We start from the raw sequence: 18,583 nt of genomic DNA on the forward strand, positions 1-18,583 counted from the left end.
GACCTGTGTGGGCAAATGGTTGGCAATGATAACTGACCCTTATCGCAACTTCCAGTTTGCGAACTTTGCTGCCATTGACATAACCTACACGAACGACGGCTTTGGGCGCATTGCAACACCAGTGAAAGACAGCAATTGTGGGGAGCGCTCGTTCGCAGCGGGCGCAATTTGCGGACCTTGCGAATTGGGCCGCTGTATCATCTCTCTACCTTCGCTCAAGGAAGTACCCTGCAAGGTCGTCATTTAGGAGAGCTCTTTTGAGCGATGCTTTGCTGCGTCAAGGGCTTTGGTGACGAGCTGGTCGAGTGCTTGTTTGCGGCCAAACTCGGCTAAACCCGCAGCGGTGGTCCCGTTTGGGCTGGTGACCGCCTCTCGAAGACGGCCGGGATCGGCGCAGTCTTCCAGCAATCGGCCTGCTGCTGACACTGTACCAACCGCAAGAGTTTGGGCGGTTTCTGCTTCGATGCCTAACTCGACCCCCGCCGCTATCATCGCTTCACACATAGCAAAGATATAGGCGGGCCCACTTCCCGACAGGGCAGTCACCGCATGCATTTGATCTTCATCTGTCAGCCAGCAAAAACTGCCGATGGAGTTAAAGAGCTGTTCGACAAGAGTTTTGCCGGACTGTGGGGCATCCTCGTGTGCATAGCCCGCGCTGACGCAAAATCCGACTTGTGCGCCGATGTTTGGCATCACCCGCATCACCGATGCCGGACCGCTTAGGTGGCGTTCGATATCGACAATTTGGATGCCCGCAGCAACCGACACAACAACCGTATCGCTTGCACATCCGTCTGGCAGTGCTTCAAGCGCCGAAGGAATGATATGCGGTTTGGTTGCCAGGACGATCACGTCGGCTTCCAAGCCAGGTGGTAGGTCTTCGGCAGTTGTATATCGAGTAAGTTGGTTCTTGCCTGAGGATTGCTTCGAAATCGCTCCTGCGTCATGTGGGTCCACAACATGAAACTCGTGGCTTTCGCCCAAATTGCGCAGCCATCCGTTCAGCATCGCTTGCCCCATTCGGCCGGCGCCGACCAAGACGACTTTGGTTGTTTGATGAACCATCAAAGTACCCCTTTTGAGCTATCACGGAGCTTTTGCATCAACGTCGGATTTTGATACCGTTCCAGCGAGAAATCATCGCTGTACGCAGGCTTGCTGGCACCTGCGACCCAAGCAGCGGCCAGTTCTCCGCCCGCGCACGCTGCCATTGTTCCAAAGCCTGAATGCCCACAATTCATGAAGGCTCCCTCGATGCCCAACGGGCCGATGAGGGGCCAGTTCTCTTCAGTCATCGTGTACCAGCCGCCGTAGTGGCGCAAATTGCGCGGGAGTTGCCCGCAATAGGCCTTCAGCGACGGGTTCAGCTGTGCCGCGCCGCGCAATACGATCTCAGGGAAGTTATCGTCCAACGGTGGTTCCCACGTGGCCTCGGCTGGACTTTCGTTATACGCCCAACCCAGCTTGACCCAGGTCCCGTTATCACCTCCGTCCGGCCTGCAGTGAATTGCGCCGGGCATATCACCCGCCAACCAACGGAAGTCAGGATCTGCCTGAAGCAGATCACGTTCTTCCTGTGACCAGTCAATTCTCTGACCGTCAAGATCGATTGAAAATGGCAACGCGCGCGGGACGGCCTTCTCACGGTCTTCAAAAGCGATTTTCTGCTGGAAGGTATTATAGATCGGCAATGCAATCCCAAGCATGTTGGCAATACGTCCAGCGAACGGACCCGCCGCATTGACGATCTTGTCTGCTTGAAGGATTTGTGTGCCATCGCTCGTCGCAACCTCAAGGGTAAAACCATCTTTTTGGGTTATGTCTTCGACCGATCCTGTGACGCGCTTCATCCGCGCATTTTTGAGGTCTTCAAGCATGTGCATGCCAAGTTGCTGCCCACTGATGTCCCCGCCGCGCCTGATGTGAATGACTGTTTCGATGTCGCCACTATAAGACGGAAACATCGACTGAATGAGAGCCTGATTCTGCAAGATGTCCACGCCAATGGGGGCGGTTTCCCAATTCGGCACGTGGGGCGGCTGATAAAGGCTGTTACGGGCTGAATTGTGGTAGCGGATCAGTTGATCTGCGCTTTCGCCCAAACCGTCATGCAACTGTTGCACAAGGTCGCCAATCTCTTTGCGCCGCGTCGCCAGTGCATATCCGCGCCTGTTCATATTGATCCGATTGCCGCTTGAGCTGGCGATACCTTCCAGAAGGTCAATGCTACGGTTTGTAAAGGCAACCATTGATGGGTGCGGCCACCAGTTGCGGTAGTTCTCGCCCGATTGCGCTGACGTGAACGCCATCGGTTGACTGCTGTCGATCAGCACAATCTCGGAAAAATTGTGGTTCTTGGCCAGGTAGTAAGCAGTCGAAATGCCGATGATCCCTGCACCGATGACGGCAATTTTCGTCGCTTCATGTGATGTAGTTTTTGTCATGGCTTCAGCTTTTTGCATACTTGTTGTCGACAAAAGTAAATATTGCATGCAATATGTCGACAGTATCGAAAGGACGCAACTGCGAATGCCAACCAAATTCCAACGTGGTACTGCAACAGCCGAAATCTGCGAGGTCATTCGGCGCGAAATCCTGACGCTCGATATGGAGCCGGGTGCACCGCTCGACGAAACGACCCTATCCAATCGGTTCAACGTCTCGCGCTCTCCGATCCGCGAAGTTCTGAGCCGTCTGGCCGCTGAGGGACTTGTTGAAACCGTGCCAAACCGAGGCGCTATTGTTGCTCCGATTGACCTGCAAAACTTCTCAAGCTTCATCGAAGCCCTTGATTTGCAGCAGCGCTATGCCACCCGTTTGGCCGCGCGTTACAGAACAGCGGCTGACCTTGTTCGGCTCAATGAACTTGCGGACGTTTACAGTGCGGCAGTAAGAGATCTCGATCATTTTGCGATTTTGCAGTCAAACTATGATTTTCACAAAGCCATCGGGGAAATCGGGCGTAACCCATACGTGTCGCGTCACTATAGCCAGCTGTTGTCGGAAGCCCGCAGACTTTTGCATATCCACATTCGCTTTCTCGAAGCCACCCAACGAGAAGACAAGCTGGCCGACCAGCACGACGATTTCATCGACGCCATTGAGACACAGGATGTCGCTGCCGCCGACAAGGTCGCCCATGAACACACCTTCCAGTTTCATGATCGTTTCCTCAAAGCGATGCGTTACGAGGCTGATGACGCGTTCTCAATTGACGTAGCGGCGGGTCTGGCTTCCCGGAAATCCTTGAAAATCGTCGGATGAGCGTGATCACAGACATACGCATCCACACTCATTGCAACGATCTGAGCGGTAAATTCTGGAACCCGGCGATCCGTTGGACGTATAAATACGCGGTCTTTGTCGAGATCGAAGATGATCAGGGCCGTGTGGGGCTTGGTGAATGCTGGTGCTTTGATGCGGCCCCCGACACCTTGTGTGCTTTTCTGCGGACCGAAGTCATACCTGCCTTCTTGGGGCAGGAAGTTGCCGCAGTTGAAGAGATATCCGCCAGCCTGACCCGTCGCGCGACTTTGACTGCGCGGCATGGCATTTTGGCCTCTGCCTTGTCCGGGATCGATATCGCCGCCCATGACGTGCAGGCACAGGCGCAAAACCAGCCAATCTGGAAGATGCTTGATATTGCGGGGTCAGGCGTTGTTTCGCTTTACGCCAGCGGCGGGCTTTACGGCAGGAACAAGGGGATGGCTGATCTTGGATCAGAGCTCGCGGACATGGCGCGGTCCGGGTTTTCCATCGTCAAGATGAAGATCGGCGGCCTGACCGTCGAAGACGATCTTGCGCGGGTTCATCATGTGCTTGATGTCCTCCCCGTCGAAACGCGGCTGGTGATTGATGCCGTGTACAGCCTGACCCCGGACGACGCCCTCAGGGTCTACGACGCCCTTCCCCATGACCGGGTCGAAGCGTTTCAATCGCCGACGCCTGCAGACGACATCACCGGCATGGCGCGCTTGGTCCGCGCAGGCGTGCCTGTCATGGCGACCGAGGCAGAGTACCGACACGAACTGCACGCCAAGCTAATTGAAGACCGTGCCGTCACGTTGCTGCAAACCGCGCCTGTGGCCTGCGGCGGCTTTACCCGGCTTCATGAGATGGCCGACATGGTGCGCGGCACAGATGTTCGCCTGTCGCTTGAGGTGTCCTCAACAGCCGTCGCCTTGATGGCTGCATGCCAGTTTGCCGCCGCTTGTGACGTCGTGGCCCACGTCGAATACCACCACTTGCATCAGGTCTTTTTTGACCAATTGCCGTGGCTGAACTCAAAGTTCGCACCACAGATGCCGCTCCCGGTTACTCCGGGTCTTGGTATCACCCTCCCGGAAAATGAGGTCGAGCTCGTTTTCAACACCTCTAACCCACCCAAAGAAGGTGCGGTTGCCTAGCAAATCATCAAACCAACGGAGAAAGACATGACTTCAACACTCAAAACACTGATCGCATCCTCTGCGATTGCCCTCATGGGCGCGTCTGGCGCAATAGCGCAGGATGAAGGCGTGCTCGGCGCCATCAAAGAGCGCGACAGTCTGCTTTGCACAGGCCACAATGGTTCCTACCTCGGCTTTGCTGAAGTAGACGCGCAAGGCGCATGGCAGGGCTTTGACATCGAAATGTGCCGCGCACTGGCTACTGCCATCACCGGCAGCCCCGACAAGCTGCAAATCATCCCCGTCAGCTGGGCGCAGCGTTTCCCGTCCCTGCAATCAGGCGACATCGACGTGATCATCAAGGTCACAGGCTGGACCATGACCCGCGACACTGAACTGGGCCTGACCTATTCGCGGCCCTATTTCGTCGGTCCGTTCTACACGATGACGCGCAAGGATCTGGGTGCGACCTCCATCGAGGATCTGGCAGGCGGCGTGTTCTGCGCACAGGCCGGCACAACAGTTGAGCGTATTCTGGTCGACTATATGGACACACGCGGGCTGGAATATGAAATCCTCGCCTTCGAGAAGCCCGAAGAGCTGCGCGGCGCGATCTATAACGAGCGTTGCGATGCGGTGCCGGGCTTTGGCCCCTTCTTGTCTGCGACACGTGTCGAAGCGCCTGACCCGGATGCCTTCGTCATCCTTGAGGATGTGATGGCGCTTGAACCTGAAGGCATCGTCGTCCGCGAAGGCGAAGATGCCTTGATGGACGTGATCAACTGGATGGTCACAGTGCTGCTGCTGGCCGAGCAGGAAGGCATCACGATGGCCAACGTCGATGAGATGAAAGCCAACCCGCCATCCGCCACGGTTGAGCGGATGCTGGGTGCCACGCCCGGTGTCGGCGCGCGTCTGGGTCTGTCGGATGACTGGGCCTACAACGTGATCAAGACTGTTGGCAACTATGGCGAGATTTATGACCGCACCATCGGCAAGGACTCTCGCTATCAGCTGCCGCGCGGCTTGAACAACCTGTGGAGCAATGGCGGCGTGATGTACCCGCTCGTGCTTGACTAAATCATACCAAAGCAGGGCGCGCTTGAGTGCGCCCTGCAACTTTCACGGGGGACACGTCATGTCGGCACTTCTTCGGTCGCGCGCATTCAAGCGCGGTGCGATACAAATTGGTTTTCTGGTTTTACTTGTCGGCTTGATCATCGCAGCCGCTGTTGTGGGCCGGACGAACATACTCTCACAGGGCATGGCCACGGGGTTCGGGTTTCTGGAGCAGACAACCGGCTGGACGCTCAGCTTTTCCGTCATTGAGATTGGCCCCCGCTCGACCTACACGCGGATGCTGTTGGCAGGTATTCTCAACACGCTTGCGGTGGGGTTGCTGACACTGGTGTTGGCTAGCCTGCTCGGCCTGATCATCGCGCTGATGCGGGTGTCCACGAACACTCCCATGAAGATCGTCGGCGGCACCTATATCGAACTTTTCCGCAACGTGCCTGTCATCTTGCAGGTGCTGTTCTGGTACGCGCTACTTACCCACACACCCAGCCCACGCAATGCGATCAACTTTGGCGACATCGCCTTTTTCTCCAACCGGGGACTGACATTGCCCGTGCCCGCGCTCAGCGGCTGGGACGTCATTCTGCTCGCGCTTGGCGTCGTGGCTCTGAGCGTTGCCTTCCGCAAGCTGGCTTACCGATTTGATTTCCGCCAGCGCGTGTTTGGCTGCATCGCCGCCTTTGTGGCGCTCTTCTCTATCCTGATCCTGACGGGCCGCGCGCCGGATATGCCGCTGATCTCGGTGCCGGAACTCAAAGGCCTTCGCTTTGTCGGTGGCTTTACCCTCAAGCCGGAATTTACCGCGCTGCTGATCGGTCTGGTCCTGTTTGGCGCCTCCTACATCGGGGAAATCATCCGCGGCGGTTTGCTGTCAGTGGATAAAGGCAAGCTGGAGGCGGGTGCCGCCCTTGGCCTGTCCCATTCCCAGGTGAACCGCTTTATCCGCATCCCGCTTGCCTTCCGCGCGATGCTGCCTGCGCTGTCTAACCAGTACGTCTGGCTGATGAAGGGCACAACCGTGGGCATCGTGATCGGCTATCCCGATTACTTCGCCGTGGTGTCGACCTCGATTAACCAGAGCGGTCAGACGCTTGAGCTGCTTGCGTTGCTGATGATCGGCTTTGTCATCATCAACTATTCGCTTGGTTTTGCCATGAACGTGCTGAACGAGCGCCTGAAACTTAAGGGGAGGAACTGATCATGGCTATTGAGGCGTCTCTCCCGCCAGCCGCGCAGACTGGCATTGCCGCGTGGCTGCGCAAGCACTTCTTTTCCACATGGTACGATGCGATCCTGTCGCTGGTTTTTCTGGCCCTGATTTTCTGGGTGGTCAGCGGCATCTGGTCTTGGGGCCTGCGCGATGCGATCTGGTCTGTCGAAGATCGCGAGGCCTGTGGCCATGGCGCAGGTGCCTGCTGGGCCGTGATCCAGGACCGCCATCGGCTGATCCTGTTTGGCCTTTATCCTTACGAGGAACACTGGCGTTCCACTCTGGCGTGCCTGGCAGTCATCATGACAATGATCCTGTCCTGTGTGCCGCTGTTCTGGACCGTCTGGCGCTTACCGATCCTGTGGATCGTGGGCTTTGGCACTTTCGTTCTGCTGATGCGCGGCGGGTTCGCGGGGCTGCCGCTGGTCACAACCGAGCAATGGGGCGGGCTGTCGCTGACGATCTTCATTTTCTCGGCGGTCTTTGTTCTTGGCATGCCGCTGGCGGTGACTCTCGCCTTTGCGCGCCGCTCCTCCCTGCCGGTGATAGCCAAAGCGACAGGCATCTTCATTGATGTCTTCCGCTCCCTGCCATTGCTGACGATCCTGTTTGCTGCTGCCGTCGTGGTGCCGCTGGTGCTGCCCGACTGGTTGCAGGGTGACAAGCTGGGTCGCGTCATCATCGGCTTTGCACTTTTCTTTGCCGCCTATCAGGCAGAGATCATCCGCGCTGGACTGCAATCCATTCCTGATGGACAGGTGGAAGCGGCGGTATCGCTCAACATGCCGTTCTGGTCACAGGTCGTTGATATCCAACTGCCGCAGGCGTTTCGCAACACCCTGCCTTCCACGATCAACCAGGCGGTGATCACGTTCAAGGAAACCTCGATCGTGACCATCATCGGCTTTTTTGAGGTCATGGCATCGGGCAACGCGGTTGTCGGCACCGGCGAATGGGGCCAGCAATATGTCGAGGTATATCTGTTCCTCGCCTTCATCTATTTCATCTTTGTCTTTGGCCTGTCGCGCTACGGTGCTTGGCTTGAAACCCGCATGAGGCTTGGTCATGGCTGAACACGCAATCTCGTTTGGAAAGCTGAACAAATACTACGGGGACCACCACGCGTTACGCGATGTGTCGCTGGATGTTGAATACGGCGAAACGCTGGTAATCTGCGGCCCGTCTGGCAGCGGCAAATCCACCCTGATTCGCTGTGTAAACGGGTTGGAGACCTACGCAGACGGGTCGCTCTCAGTGCTTGGACACGCAGTTGGTGATGATGAGCGCGAGCTTGAAGCGGTACGCAAGCGCGTCGGCATGGTGTTTCAGAATTTCAATCTGTTCCCGCATCTGACGATCCTTGAAAACTGCGTCCTGCCGCAAATTCGCGGCATCGGGCGCGCCCGCGCCGAGGCAAGCGAGGTGGCGATGGCGCAGCTAAGCCGCATGCAAGTGGGCGAGCATGCCGAGAAGTTTCCTGATCAGATATCGGGCGGGCAGAAACAGCGTGTGGCGCTTGCGCGTTCGTTGTCGTTGAACCCGGACATCATGCTTTTTGACGAACCCACCTCGGCGCTTGATCCTGAAATGATCGCCGAAGTGCTGGACGTGATGCAGGAACTCACACGCGGCAACATGACCATCATCTGTGTCACCCATGAAATGGGGTTCGCGCGCGCGGTGGCGGACAAGGTGATCTTGATGGCGGACGGTGCGATTGTGGAACAAGGCGATCCCGAACAGATGTTCACCGCCCCCAAACACCCGATCACGCAAGACTTCATGAAAGCCGTCAAAGCGTGACACCCCCACCGTATCTGACGAAGGCTGACCTGCCCTCGGCACCGGACTGGCCCATGCTGGTTACCGCCCTTGAGGCGGGTCACAAGGCGCCGCGCGCCGAAGTCACGGACGTGTTTCTGGGCCCGCCCGAACGCACATTGCTAAGCCGCGCAGCGCGCATCCCCGGCATGGGGTCTGGCGTCAAATCTGTGACCGTCTTGCCCGAAAACGCGGACCGCAACCTGCCGACGATTCAAGGCGCGATGCTGGTCTTTGACGATGAAACCGGGCGTCATATGGCGACGCTCGACAGCGCGCTGGTGACAAACCTCAAGACGGTGGCGGACTCGCTGCTAGGGGCGAAACTGCTGGCACGTCCCGACAGCCGCCGCTTGCTGATCGTGGGTGCAGGCAGCGTGGCGAAAACACTGGCCGGGGCATATCCGATCCTGTTCCCTGGGCTTGAGCGCATCGAGGTATGGAACCGCTCGACGGACAAGGCCGAAGCACTTGCGCAAAAGCTATCGGGCAATCCCGTTCCCGTCACCGCCGTTTCTGATCTGCAAACCGCCGTGCAACATGCCGACATCATCTCCACAGCCACCTTGGCCCGCGCGCCTGTGGTGCTGGGCGATTGGCTACAACCGGGCGCGCATCTGGACCTGATCGGCGCCTTCAGCGCGGACATGCGCGAAGTGGACGACACCGCGCTCAAACGCGCCCGCCTGTTCGTAGACAGCCGCGACACAACGCTCCATCATATTGGAGAACTGAAAATCCCGCTCGCAGAAGGCGTGATCAAGTCCAAAGACATCCTTGCCGATCTCTACGATCTGGCGGGCGGCACACCGGGGCGCATCGCCCCTTCAGACATCACCTTATTCAAAAACGGTGGGGGCGCGCATCTGGATCTGATGACCGCCTTTGCCCTCGTGGAAAGCGCAGGAACACCATGACAACAGACAGCCACAGCACGCACACCGCAAGCGAAGATGCGCGCAACCGCGACATCAAGATCTACGTGAACGGCGACATCGTGCACCGGGACGATGCCAAAGTGTCGGTATATGACAGCGGCTTTATGCTGGGCGATGGCATGTGGGAGGGCATGCGGCTTTACAACGGGACATGGGCGTTCTTCGACGAACACATGGACCGGTTTTTCAACTCCTGCAAAGCGGTGGCGATTGATGTTGGCATGGACAAGGCAGGCATTGCCGAGGCGATGCGCAAAACAGCCCAAGCCAACGATATGACAACAGACGTCCATTGCCGGCTGATGCTGACACGCGGGGTCAAGATTAAGCCGTTCCAACACCCTGGCCTATCCCAAAGCGGCTCGACGCTGGTCATCATCATGGAACATTCCAAGCCCGCCCCCGCCCTGCAATCCAAAGGTATCCGACTGGCCACCGTGCCGCAAGTGCGCGGTCTGCCAATGACGCAGGACGCCAAGTACAACAGCCATTCGAAACTCAACTGCGTTATTGCCTGCCTTCAGGCCGAACAGGCTGGTGCCGATGAGGCGCTGATGCTCGACCCGCTTGGTTTCGTGAACACGACCAACGCCTGCAACTTTTTCATCGTGCGCCGGGGCGAGGTCTGGACCTCCACCGGGGACTACTGCATGAACGGTGTGACCCGTCAAAAGGTGATTGATTTGTGCCAGGCCAATGACATCCCGGTGTTTGAAAAGAACTATTCGCTTTACGAAGCCTATGGCGCAGATGAAGCGTTCTTGACCGGCACTTTCGGGGCACAAACACCGGTGGCCGAGATCGATGGCAAGGCCATCGGCACCGGTGAGCGCCCAATGACCGAACGTATTCGCGCACTCTACAAAGATCTCATTGATGAAGAGGTTTCGCGCTGAGATGACGCAGCCCAACATCCTGCTGTTCATGATCGATCAACGGACGCCCTGCGTCCTGAACGCAAAAAGCGGCACGGTTTGGACAGCGCCCAATATTGATGCCCTCGCGGCGGGCGCCTCGAACTTGCGGGCAATCCCCGCGAATTTGCGCTGTTCAACGTCGCAATTGATAGCAAGCTGCGACACTGTGGTCTGGTAAGACTTTTGGTGACCGATAACAGATCAATGGGCAGGTCGTCGACAAAGGGCGAATTCGCTGGGTTTACGCTTCTGCTTGTTTTGGCCTATTTTTTATAGAGGTGATGAATCAATGGTCTCTCAGGCATTTCCCTAAACTGCGACTCGACCCAATTGCTGAACATACATGCGCGGGCGTGATCGGGACGTTGGTACAAATAGTAATAATCTCGTTGTAGCGGGGTAATTGTCGCTAACGATTTCAACGATCCATCTGCAAGAAAGGTGTCGACCAAGGGGCGGCCAGCCAATGCGATGCCCTGTCCTTCGATCGCGGCCTGTAGCATGTTGATATAAGTATTCACTGACACGCCTGATCGTTCTTCCGGCGAGCTGAGTCCGCGCTGGGAAAACCAATACTCCCAACGGGCTTCGCGGCGATACCGGCCAGACAGAAACAGCAGCCTTTCTCGGCGCAGGTCTTGTGCGCTTTTTAATTGAGTACGTGCCGCATAGCGGGGACTGTAGACAGGAAAGATCGTCTCTAGAAAAAGGGGGCTCCATCCCGCCCCGGTTTGCGCAGCAGGGCTGTAGCGCACCGCAACATCGATGTTTTCGGCTTCAATATCAATGTAACGGTCCGAAACAACGAGATTGATCTCTATGTCAGGATGGAGTGCACCAAAATCGATCAAGCGCGGCATAAGCCAGTATGTCGCGAACGCGGAAGTGACTGTGACGGAAATCCTTGGGTCCGATACGTCGGCCCTCTGTCGCGCCAAGGCTGCGGCAACCGCAGCCAGAGCAGGGTTCACATTTTTGGCGAAGGCATCCCCCGTCTGAGTAAGCGTAACTGTACGGTGATTGCGCGCAAACAGCTTTTGGCCAAGAGCCTCTTCCAGCTCCGCGATCTGGCGGCTCACCGCAACGCGGGAAATGCCAAGTTCCAACGCGGCTTGCGTAAAGTTTGCCGTACGTGAAGCGGATTGAAAAGTCACAAGGTGCCGCAGTAAATGAACGTCTTTTCGTAGGTTTGCCATATAGCATTGGTTAACATAGGCGTACGATATCAGCAACTATACGCCACCTGTGAAACGGGTAGGGTTTGCTAAGAGTTCGAGTTCACACATCAGGGGAGAGATATGATGCTTCGACTAACACTCACATCCACCGTAGCCGCGATTGCCTTGGCAGGAAGCGCATTCGCGCAGGACATGCCGGGCAAGGGCGTCACCGTGGAGCCGATCAAAGGATCACCCGCCAATGCTTGGTTCCAGCACATGGTGGTTCAGCTTGGACTGGAGGCTTTGGGCTACAAGATCGAAGAGACCCGCGAGGCCGACTTCCCGGCGCTGCATTTGGCCGTTGCCTCGGGCGATGCGTCCTACACGGTCAATCACTGGCAGCCGCTGCACAATGAATTCTACGACAAATCGGGCGGCGACGACACGATGGTGCGCAACCATGCCGTCATCACCGGCGCGGGCCAGGGCTATTACATCGACAAGACCACGGCAGAGACCAACGGCATCAACAATCTGGGTCAGCTTGCCGATCCGGCGATTGCGGCCCTGTTTGACACCGACGGCGACGGAAAGGCCAACCTGTCTGGCTGCAATCCGGGCTGGGGCTGCGAGCTGAAGATCGAAGCGCATCTCGACACGTATGAGCTGCGCGACGCGGTGCAGCACGATCAGGGCAGCTATTTCGCGATCATGGCCGACACCATCACCCGCTACAACGAAGGCGCGCCGATCCTGTATTACACGTGGACACCCAACTGGATCAGCGACGTGTTGGTGCCGGGCAAAGATGTTGTGCAAATCGGAGTGCCATCGGACGGCGCTGATATGGACCCCGGCTTTGCGGTCAATGACGTCTATGTCGTGGCCAACAAGGAATTCATGGAAGCCAATCCGGCGGCCGCTGCATTCCTGAGCACCGTGGAAATTCCGATCTCTGCCGTGAATGCCGCGCAGATCAAACTGCGTGACGGCGAAGACACCGTCGAAGATTTCCGCCGCCACGCCGAAGACTGGGTTGCAGCCAACCAAGACCAGTTTGACGCATGGGTTGCCGCGGCTGCGGCGGCTGCCAACTAGACCTCCCTGCAACTCAGGGGCATCGCTGAGCCGGTGCCCCTTTTCTTAACAAGACAGGGACCACATGCCTGACGTCGAAATTGAGTGCCGCAACCTTTGGAAAATCTACGGGAGCCGCGAAAAGGAAGCCTTGAAGGCGGTACAGGCGGAGGGTCTTTCGAAGGACGAGATTCGCGATCGCTACGACTGCGTCCTGGGCGTGCGAGATGCCAGCTTCAGCGTCAACAGGGGTGAGATTTTCTGCATCATGGGGCTGTCGGGATCCGGCAAATCCACGCTAGTCCGCCACATCAACCGTTTGATTGAGCCGACGACGGGCGAGATTCACGTCGCAGGACAGCGCGTCGATACGATGGGCGAGGTGCGGCTGCGCCAGTTGCGTGCTGAGGCGATCGGCATGGTCTTTCAGCACATGGCGCTTTGGCCGCATCGGACGCTGGCCGAAAATGTGGGCTTTGGTCTTGAAGTCCGCGACGTCCCCTTGCCTAAACGCCGTCAAGCCGCGATCGAGGCTTTGGCGGCCATGGATCTGCAAGGCTGGGAAGACCATTATCCCGACCAGTTGTCCGGCGGCATGCAGCAACGCGTGGGGCTTGCCCGCGCCTTGGCCGCTGATCCTGACATTTTGCTGATGGATGAGCCGTTTTCGGCGCTCGACCCGCTCATCCGGAGGCAATTGCAGGACCAGTTTCTGGAGCTATCCAAGAAGGTCAAAAAGACCACCGTGTTCATTACCCATGATCTCGATGAGGCGATCCGCATGGGCGACAAGATCGCCATCATGAATGACGGGGTGATCGTGCAGATCGGCACACCTGAGCAGATCGTGACAAACCCCAAAGACGCTTACGTGGCAGAATTTGTCAAAGGCATCAGCCGGGTCAATCTGGTGCGTGCGCAGACCATCATGGCACTGCTGGACGGCCAAAGCCCGACGCCCAAGACCGTGCCACTGGGCAGCGAGCTGGGCGAAATCATGGATCATTTCATGACCGATCAAAGCCCCGTGACCGTGCTGGGCGCGGATGGTGCTGCGGTCGGGATTATCACCATCACAGACGCGCTGCGCGCCTTGCGAGGATAGGAGAGACCAAATGGATCTTTGGGACATCTTTGACACCGAATGGGTGCCGGTAGGCGCTTGGGTCGAAACCGCGCTGCAATGGGTCGTCGACAATTTCCGCTTTGTCTTTCAGGCTATCAAGGTGCCATTCGACATCGTTCTGACAGGCCTTGAGGATGGACTGACCGGCGCGCCGGACCTTTTGATGCTGGCAATCATCGTGCTCATTGGCTGGCAGGCGGGCGGGCGCAAACTGGCGGTTGTCACGGCAGCCTCGATGATCGCCATTGGGCTGATGGGCGCGTGGGAAGAAAGCATGGTCACACTGTCCATCGTGCTGACTTGCGTCATATTCTGTTCGCTGATCGGCATCCCGCTAGGCATTATGGCTGCGCGCAATGATCGGTTCTGGACGGTCCTTCGACCCATACTGGATCTGATGCAGACGATCCCGTCCTTTGTCTACCTGGTCCCGATTGTGATGCTGTTTTCCATCGGCAACGTGTCCGGCGTGATCGTCACCTTCATTTACGCGCTCCCGCCCGTCGTGCGGCTGACCAATCTGGGCATCCGTCAAGTGCGCGAAGACATGGTCGAGGCCGCCCGCGCTTTCGGGGCGAGCAAGCGGCAGGTGCTTCATAAGGTCGAATTGCCGCTTGCCATGCCCACCATCATGGCAGGCGTGAACCAGACGATCATGATGGCGCTGTCGATGGTAGTGGTGGCCTCGATGATATCGGTGACTGGTTTGGGCCAGATGGTGCTGCGCGGTATAGGGCGGCTCGATATGGGGATCGCCACGGTTGGAGGCCTCGGCATCGTGTTTCTGGCCATCGTCATTGACCGGATCAGCCAAAGCTTTGGCACCTCTGCGCGCGATCGTGGGCACCGCAAATGGTACGAGACAGGCCCAATAGGCGCATTGCGCAAACTTGTCGGCAAAGGATAGAGCGTCCATGACATCCCCCAACATCCTGTTCATTCAGGTCGACCAGCTGACCGCCGCCTCCCTGCGCGCCTACGGCGACACGGTTTGCCACGCGCCCAACCTTGACCGGCTGGCCGAAACCGGCACCGTGTTCGAAACGGCCTATTGCAACTTCCCGCTTTGCGCGCCCTCGCGGTTTTCAATGGCGGCGGGGCAGTTATGTTCGACCATCGGGGCCTATGACAACGCCGCCGAGATGCCCGCATCCATACCCACCTACGCGCATTACCTGCGGGTGGCGGGCTACCAGACGGCGCTGTCGGGTAAGATGCACTTCATCGGCCCCGATCAGTATCACGGGTTCGAAAAGCGCCTGACCCCCGACCTCTACCCGGCTGATTTCAGCTGGGTGCCGAATTGGGGCGATGAGGGCGAACGCGACACCAATGATGAACGCTCCGTGCTGATCTCCGGCGTTTGCGAGCGCTCCGTGCAGATCGACTTTGACGAGATGGTCACAGCGCAAGCAAACCAGCATCTATATAACATCGCCCGCTCCGACGACACGCGGCCCTTCTTTCTACAGGTGTCCTACACCCACCCGCATGAGCCCTATCTGTGCCGCAAGGAATATTGGGACCTCTATGAAGGCGTCGACATTCCAATGCCCGCCGTTCCGGCTCTTTCGGCCAATGAACATGACGCCCATGCGCGCCGCCTGCTGGCCGATTTCAAGATGCTCGAAATGCGGTTCGCGGATGCCGACATCGCCCGCGCGCGCCGTGCCTATTATGGCTCCATCAGCTATATCGACGCGATGATCGGCACGTTGCTTAAGACACTCGATGCAATTGGCAAAACCGACAAGACCGCGATCATCTTCACCTCCGATCACGGCGAAATGCTGGGCGAACGTGGGATGTGGTTCAAAAAGCATTTCTACGAACACGCGTTGCAGGTGCCCTTGCTGATGAAACTGCCTGGCCAGGCACCTGGGCGGGTCACAACACCTGCCTCACTGGTTGATCTTCTGCCGACATTCATGGGGATTGCAAATGACTCCGGCTGGCAAAGCGACGTCGAGCGTCTGGAAGGCCATGATCTGACCCAAACCCTGGGCAGCGCGCCAGAACCCGACAGGCCCGTCTACGCCGAATATCTGGCCGAAGCCACAACCACACCAATCCTGATGATCCGGCAGGGTGACTATAAATTCATCTATTCGCGCGTTGATCCCGTGCTGCTGTTCAACCTCAAGACCGACCCGGATGAGCGCAACAATATCGCAGGTGATCCCGCGCAGGCCGAACGGGTCGCGTCGTTCAAGAAGTGGATCGAAGAGAAATGGGATATCGCCCGCCTGAGCGCCGAAATCATCAAAAGCCAAAAGCGCCGCCGCCTGATCGTAGACGGACATAAAGACGGCCCCAAACCGCGCTGGAACCACGCCGAAGAGGCCACAGACGAGGTCATCTGGTATCGCGGCGATGGCGGCTACAACGAATGGGCGTTCTCATTCCTGCCGGTGAAAATGGGCACGAGTTGAACCGGCACTCAACTTTGGCACAGTATTACGAAGCCAAGACACTTCAACCGGTTGACGCCTTGCCGCGCCAAAGAATGAACAAGCCGGATAAGACAATCAACTCGGACCCTAGCACCATCACAGAGCTCAGCTGTTCGCTGAACAGCACAACACCAAGCGTGGCTCCAAAGAGTAACCTCGTATATCTGAACGGCGTCACCGCAGATACTTTAATATCAATGGTGCATCGCTTTCTATACTTGGTGCCGCGAATGGCTGTTTGATAATTTTGGGTCCCATTATCGTTACCGCATTTAGGACCCGATTTCGACGATTCCGAAGACCGTGATGAACTGCTTGAACACCTCAACAGGAGTTCAGCATGCCCCATCTCGATCACACCGCCTTCGTCAATTCCCGCCGGGATGAACGCAGCCTCGGCCACCACACGCTTCGAGCCTACGCCCAGGATCTGCGCACCTTCGCGCGCTTCACCAAAGCGCGCCACCTCAGCGACCCGCTATCAAAAGACGACATCCTCGCTTACCACCGCCACTTGCGCGATGAATTGGGCGCCAAGCCAACGACCATCGAACGGCGACTCGTCACCCTCAAGACGTACTTTGCCTGGCGTGCGGATCGTAACAGCGCCCTGCCCTCCCCGTTCGCGGACGTCCGCATCTCCGTAAAGATCCCGCGACGCCTGCCGCGCCCAATCGATCGCGACACGCTAAAGGAGGTCCTCCAATACGAAGACATTCCATTGGCCGCTCGGTCAAAGGCGGGCGCGGACGACGCGAAACTGACCTCACAGAATGCCGTCACCCTCCTGATCATCAAACTGTTGATCGTGACGGGAATCCGCATCAGCGAACTAACAAATCTGAAGGTCCGTGACGTCTCGTCGGACGGTGGTCAGATCCTCGTGCTCGGTAAGGGTAGTAAAGAGCGGATCGTCTTCGTGCCGAACCGTGAGCTGCAGGAGGAGTTTCAACAATTCTGCGAGGTGCGTTCTAGAGACGGCAGCATCGCATCGCCATTGTTCCTCAACACGGTGGGGCGTCGACTCCGCGCGGCCACCTTCCGAAAGCGACTTCGGGCGCTGTCTAAGCGCCTCGGCATCGAACCCCACCTGACCCCACACCGGTTCCGGCATTCAGCAGCGACGCTGCTGATCGAAGAGGGTATCGACATTCGGATGGTGCAGGCGCTCCTCGGGCATGCAAACCTTAAGACAACGGAAATATATGTGCGGGTTTCGAACCATGCGTTACGGCGAGCGTTGGAGCGGGTCGACGTGCTTGGCGAATTGCGGCAGTAACAGCACTGAGCTGCCTTTCACCGACCGATCAAGTTGCTGCGGCGCGGCCCGCCGAACCTTCCGTTCGCTGTATGCGCTAAATCTCTGGAGTGGTGAACTCACAGTTTGCGGACATTGCTGCCGTTTACTAGTCCTATCATAAGGTCGGCTTTCGGCGGCGTGCTTGCGCCCATCGCCGTGGGTAGGCGCATGGCAAACCCAGAAACTGCTACTCCAAGGTGGCCTCTATTTCCCTAATCATGGTTTGGCGTACAAAACGGTTTGGAAATTCTACCACCCCTTCCGCTTTAAATATCTGAAGAACAAACTCCTGGTTGAGGTTTGGCTTGAAAAAATACGGTGATGCAGTGAGTCTGGACATCGAAATCTGCCTTATTTCTAAAGCATTGTGGATAAAGAAAGTGCCAGCCGGTGTGCGAGTGAAAGCGTTATATCGAGTGAAGTCTTGGAGTGGTAAATTGTCAGCCCAGCTTTGGATTCCTTCATTCCAATCAGTAACGGATCGCCCGCTCGCAAATGTGCCTTCTTCCTCCGCAATTAGCAGCATCCGCTCACCAGTAGGTGAGTGGAAAAATTCTGCGATATCAGAAAGATGCGCGGCTCCGTAGTGTTCAGAAATAGTCTCGGCAACTAGGGTTTCTTGTTGATCGATTATTTCTTGAACCGCCTCGGCAGGTATCATGTCTCGAAAGCGCGCTTCATCGACCACTTGGATATCTTTGGCCCGTAGTTCTTCTTCATACTCGTAGGCAACATTTAGACGGCCTGAGTTGCGTGCCGGGGACCAAAAAGCATCGTCGAGAAAATGAGACATGAAGAAATCAATGTCTTCTCCAGCGTCCGCATACAAAGGATTCGTTATGAACAACAGAAAAAATACTACGGTCGATTTCAACATATTTGGTCCATTGAGCGAAAGGTGAACAAACCTCGATCGGAACAATCTAGTTTTTTTGGGCTCAGCCAAGTTGGCACAGTTGTCGAATATCACCGTGAAGACAGTGAGGCCAAAAGTCGAGCTCTTGTTGCTACAAGCTGCCGTTGGTACGTGGTGCAGCATTGGTGATTTTGGGCTGATTGTGTTGAAAAACTCGGCTTGAGAGGTGCCTTCGCTTGCGGATTTAGTTTGGCCAG

At 57.1% G+C, this 18,583-nt stretch carries 17 protein-coding genes and 1 pseudogene; 13 read left to right on the top strand and 5 right to left on the bottom strand.

From position 1 onward, the window contains the following. Positions 1-243: 243 nt before the first annotated feature. The gene (gene proC, locus AABB31_RS00525; protein ID WP_342075084.1) at positions 244-1,068 is read right to left on the bottom strand and encodes a pyrroline-5-carboxylate reductase; all 825 of its coding nucleotides are present in this window, start codon (positions 1,066-1,068) and stop codon (positions 244-246) included. Then, positions 1,068-2,465: an FAD-binding oxidoreductase gene (locus AABB31_RS00530; protein WP_342075083.1), complete on the bottom strand. Its 1,398-nt coding sequence runs from the start codon at positions 2,463-2,465 to the stop codon at positions 1,068-1,070. The genes proC and AABB31_RS00530 overlap by 1 nt, the downstream gene beginning before the upstream one ends. Before the next feature lie 28 nt (positions 2,466-2,493). On the opposite strand from AABB31_RS00530, the gene AABB31_RS00535 reads away from it, so the two are divergent. From AABB31_RS00535 to AABB31_RS00570, 8 genes are read left to right on the top strand one after another with little or no spacing between them, the layout of a single operon-like run. Continuing rightward, on the top strand, positions 2,494-3,267 hold the full coding sequence (locus AABB31_RS00535) for a GntR family transcriptional regulator (protein WP_342075082.1): 774 nt from the start codon (positions 2,494-2,496) through the stop codon (positions 3,265-3,267). Then, positions 3,264-4,409, top strand: a complete 1,146-nt coding sequence (locus tag AABB31_RS00540; protein WP_342075081.1) for a mandelate racemase/muconate lactonizing enzyme family protein — start codon at positions 3,264-3,266, stop codon at positions 4,407-4,409. Before AABB31_RS00535 ends, AABB31_RS00540 begins: the two co-directional genes overlap by 4 nt. A 27-nt stretch (positions 4,410-4,436) precedes the next feature. Then, the gene (locus tag AABB31_RS00545) at positions 4,437-5,471 is read left to right on the top strand and encodes a transporter substrate-binding domain-containing protein (RefSeq protein ID WP_342075080.1); all 1,035 of its coding nucleotides are present in this window, start codon (positions 4,437-4,439) and stop codon (positions 5,469-5,471) included. Between the two features lie 58 nt (positions 5,472-5,529). Further along, complete coding sequence (locus AABB31_RS00550; protein ID WP_373634756.1) at positions 5,530-6,666, top strand: ABC transporter permease subunit; 1,137 nt, start codon at positions 5,530-5,532, stop codon at positions 6,664-6,666. Between the two features lie 2 nt (positions 6,667-6,668). Then, positions 6,669-7,751, top strand: a complete 1,083-nt coding sequence (locus AABB31_RS00555; RefSeq protein WP_342075078.1) for an amino acid ABC transporter permease — start codon at positions 6,669-6,671, stop codon at positions 7,749-7,751. Continuing rightward, positions 7,744-8,481, top strand: a complete 738-nt coding sequence (locus tag AABB31_RS00560; RefSeq protein WP_342075077.1) for an amino acid ABC transporter ATP-binding protein — start codon at positions 7,744-7,746, stop codon at positions 8,479-8,481. The genes AABB31_RS00555 and AABB31_RS00560 overlap by 8 nt, the downstream gene beginning before the upstream one ends. After that, positions 8,478-9,416 carry an ornithine cyclodeaminase family protein gene (locus tag AABB31_RS00565; RefSeq protein ID WP_373634757.1) on the top strand — a complete coding sequence of 313 codons (939 nt, stop codon included), beginning with the start codon at positions 8,478-8,480 and terminating at the stop codon, positions 9,414-9,416. The genes AABB31_RS00560 and AABB31_RS00565 overlap by 4 nt, the downstream gene beginning before the upstream one ends. Then, the gene (locus tag AABB31_RS00570) at positions 9,413-10,333 is read left to right on the top strand and encodes an aminotransferase class IV (RefSeq protein ID WP_342075075.1); all 921 of its coding nucleotides are present in this window, start codon (positions 9,413-9,415) and stop codon (positions 10,331-10,333) included. The genes AABB31_RS00565 and AABB31_RS00570 overlap by 4 nt, the downstream gene beginning before the upstream one ends. 284 nt (positions 10,334-10,617) lie before the next feature. Here AABB31_RS00570 and AABB31_RS00575 read toward each other — a convergent pair whose 3' ends face one another. Next, complete coding sequence (locus AABB31_RS00575; protein WP_373634758.1) at positions 10,618-11,550, bottom strand: LysR substrate-binding domain-containing protein; 933 nt, start codon at positions 11,548-11,550, stop codon at positions 10,618-10,620. 102 nt (positions 11,551-11,652) lie between these two features. On the opposite strand from AABB31_RS00575, the gene proX reads away from it, so the two are divergent. The 4 genes from proX to betC all read left to right on the top strand — a co-directional run bounded on the left by proX (position 11,653) and on the right by betC (position 16,149). After that, a complete protein-coding gene (gene proX / locus AABB31_RS00580; protein WP_342075074.1) occupies positions 11,653-12,612 on the top strand; it encodes a glycine betaine/L-proline ABC transporter substrate-binding protein ProX in 960 nt (319 codons plus the stop codon). A gap of 64 nt (positions 12,613-12,676) precedes the next feature. Continuing rightward, complete coding sequence (locus tag AABB31_RS00585; RefSeq protein WP_373634759.1) at positions 12,677-13,696, top strand: glycine betaine/L-proline ABC transporter ATP-binding protein; 1,020 nt, start codon at positions 12,677-12,679, stop codon at positions 13,694-13,696. A 10-nt stretch (positions 13,697-13,706) separates the two neighbouring features. After that, a complete protein-coding gene (locus tag AABB31_RS00590; protein WP_373634760.1) occupies positions 13,707-14,624 on the top strand; it encodes an ABC transporter permease in 918 nt (305 codons plus the stop codon). A gap of 7 nt (positions 14,625-14,631) precedes the next feature. Next, positions 14,632-16,149 (top strand): choline-sulfatase, encoded by a 1,518-nt coding sequence (gene betC, locus AABB31_RS00595; RefSeq protein WP_342075072.1) that lies wholly within the window; start codon positions 14,632-14,634, stop codon positions 16,147-16,149. 43 nt (positions 16,150-16,192) lie between these two features. Here betC and AABB31_RS00600 read toward each other — a convergent pair. Continuing rightward, a pseudogene (locus tag AABB31_RS00600) lies at positions 16,193-16,360 on the bottom strand (EamA/RhaT family transporter); the annotation flags it as partial. Positions 16,361-16,510: 150 nt separating this feature from the next. Here AABB31_RS00600 and AABB31_RS00605 point away from each other — a divergent pair. Further along, positions 16,511-17,449, top strand: a complete 939-nt coding sequence (locus tag AABB31_RS00605) for a tyrosine-type recombinase/integrase (protein WP_342075071.1) — start codon at positions 16,511-16,513, stop codon at positions 17,447-17,449. A 208-nt stretch (positions 17,450-17,657) separates the two neighbouring features. Here the strand turns inward: AABB31_RS00605 and AABB31_RS00610 are convergent, their stop codons facing one another. Beyond that, complete coding sequence (locus AABB31_RS00610) at positions 17,658-18,347, bottom strand: hypothetical protein (protein WP_342075070.1); 690 nt, start codon at positions 18,345-18,347, stop codon at positions 17,658-17,660. Positions 18,348-18,583 lie beyond the last annotated feature (236 nt).

It is taken from the genome of Yoonia sp. SS1-5 (assembly GCF_038443705.2).
In the GTDB taxonomy this organism is placed as follows: Bacteria; Pseudomonadota; Alphaproteobacteria; order Rhodobacterales; family Rhodobacteraceae; genus Yoonia; species Yoonia rhodophyticola.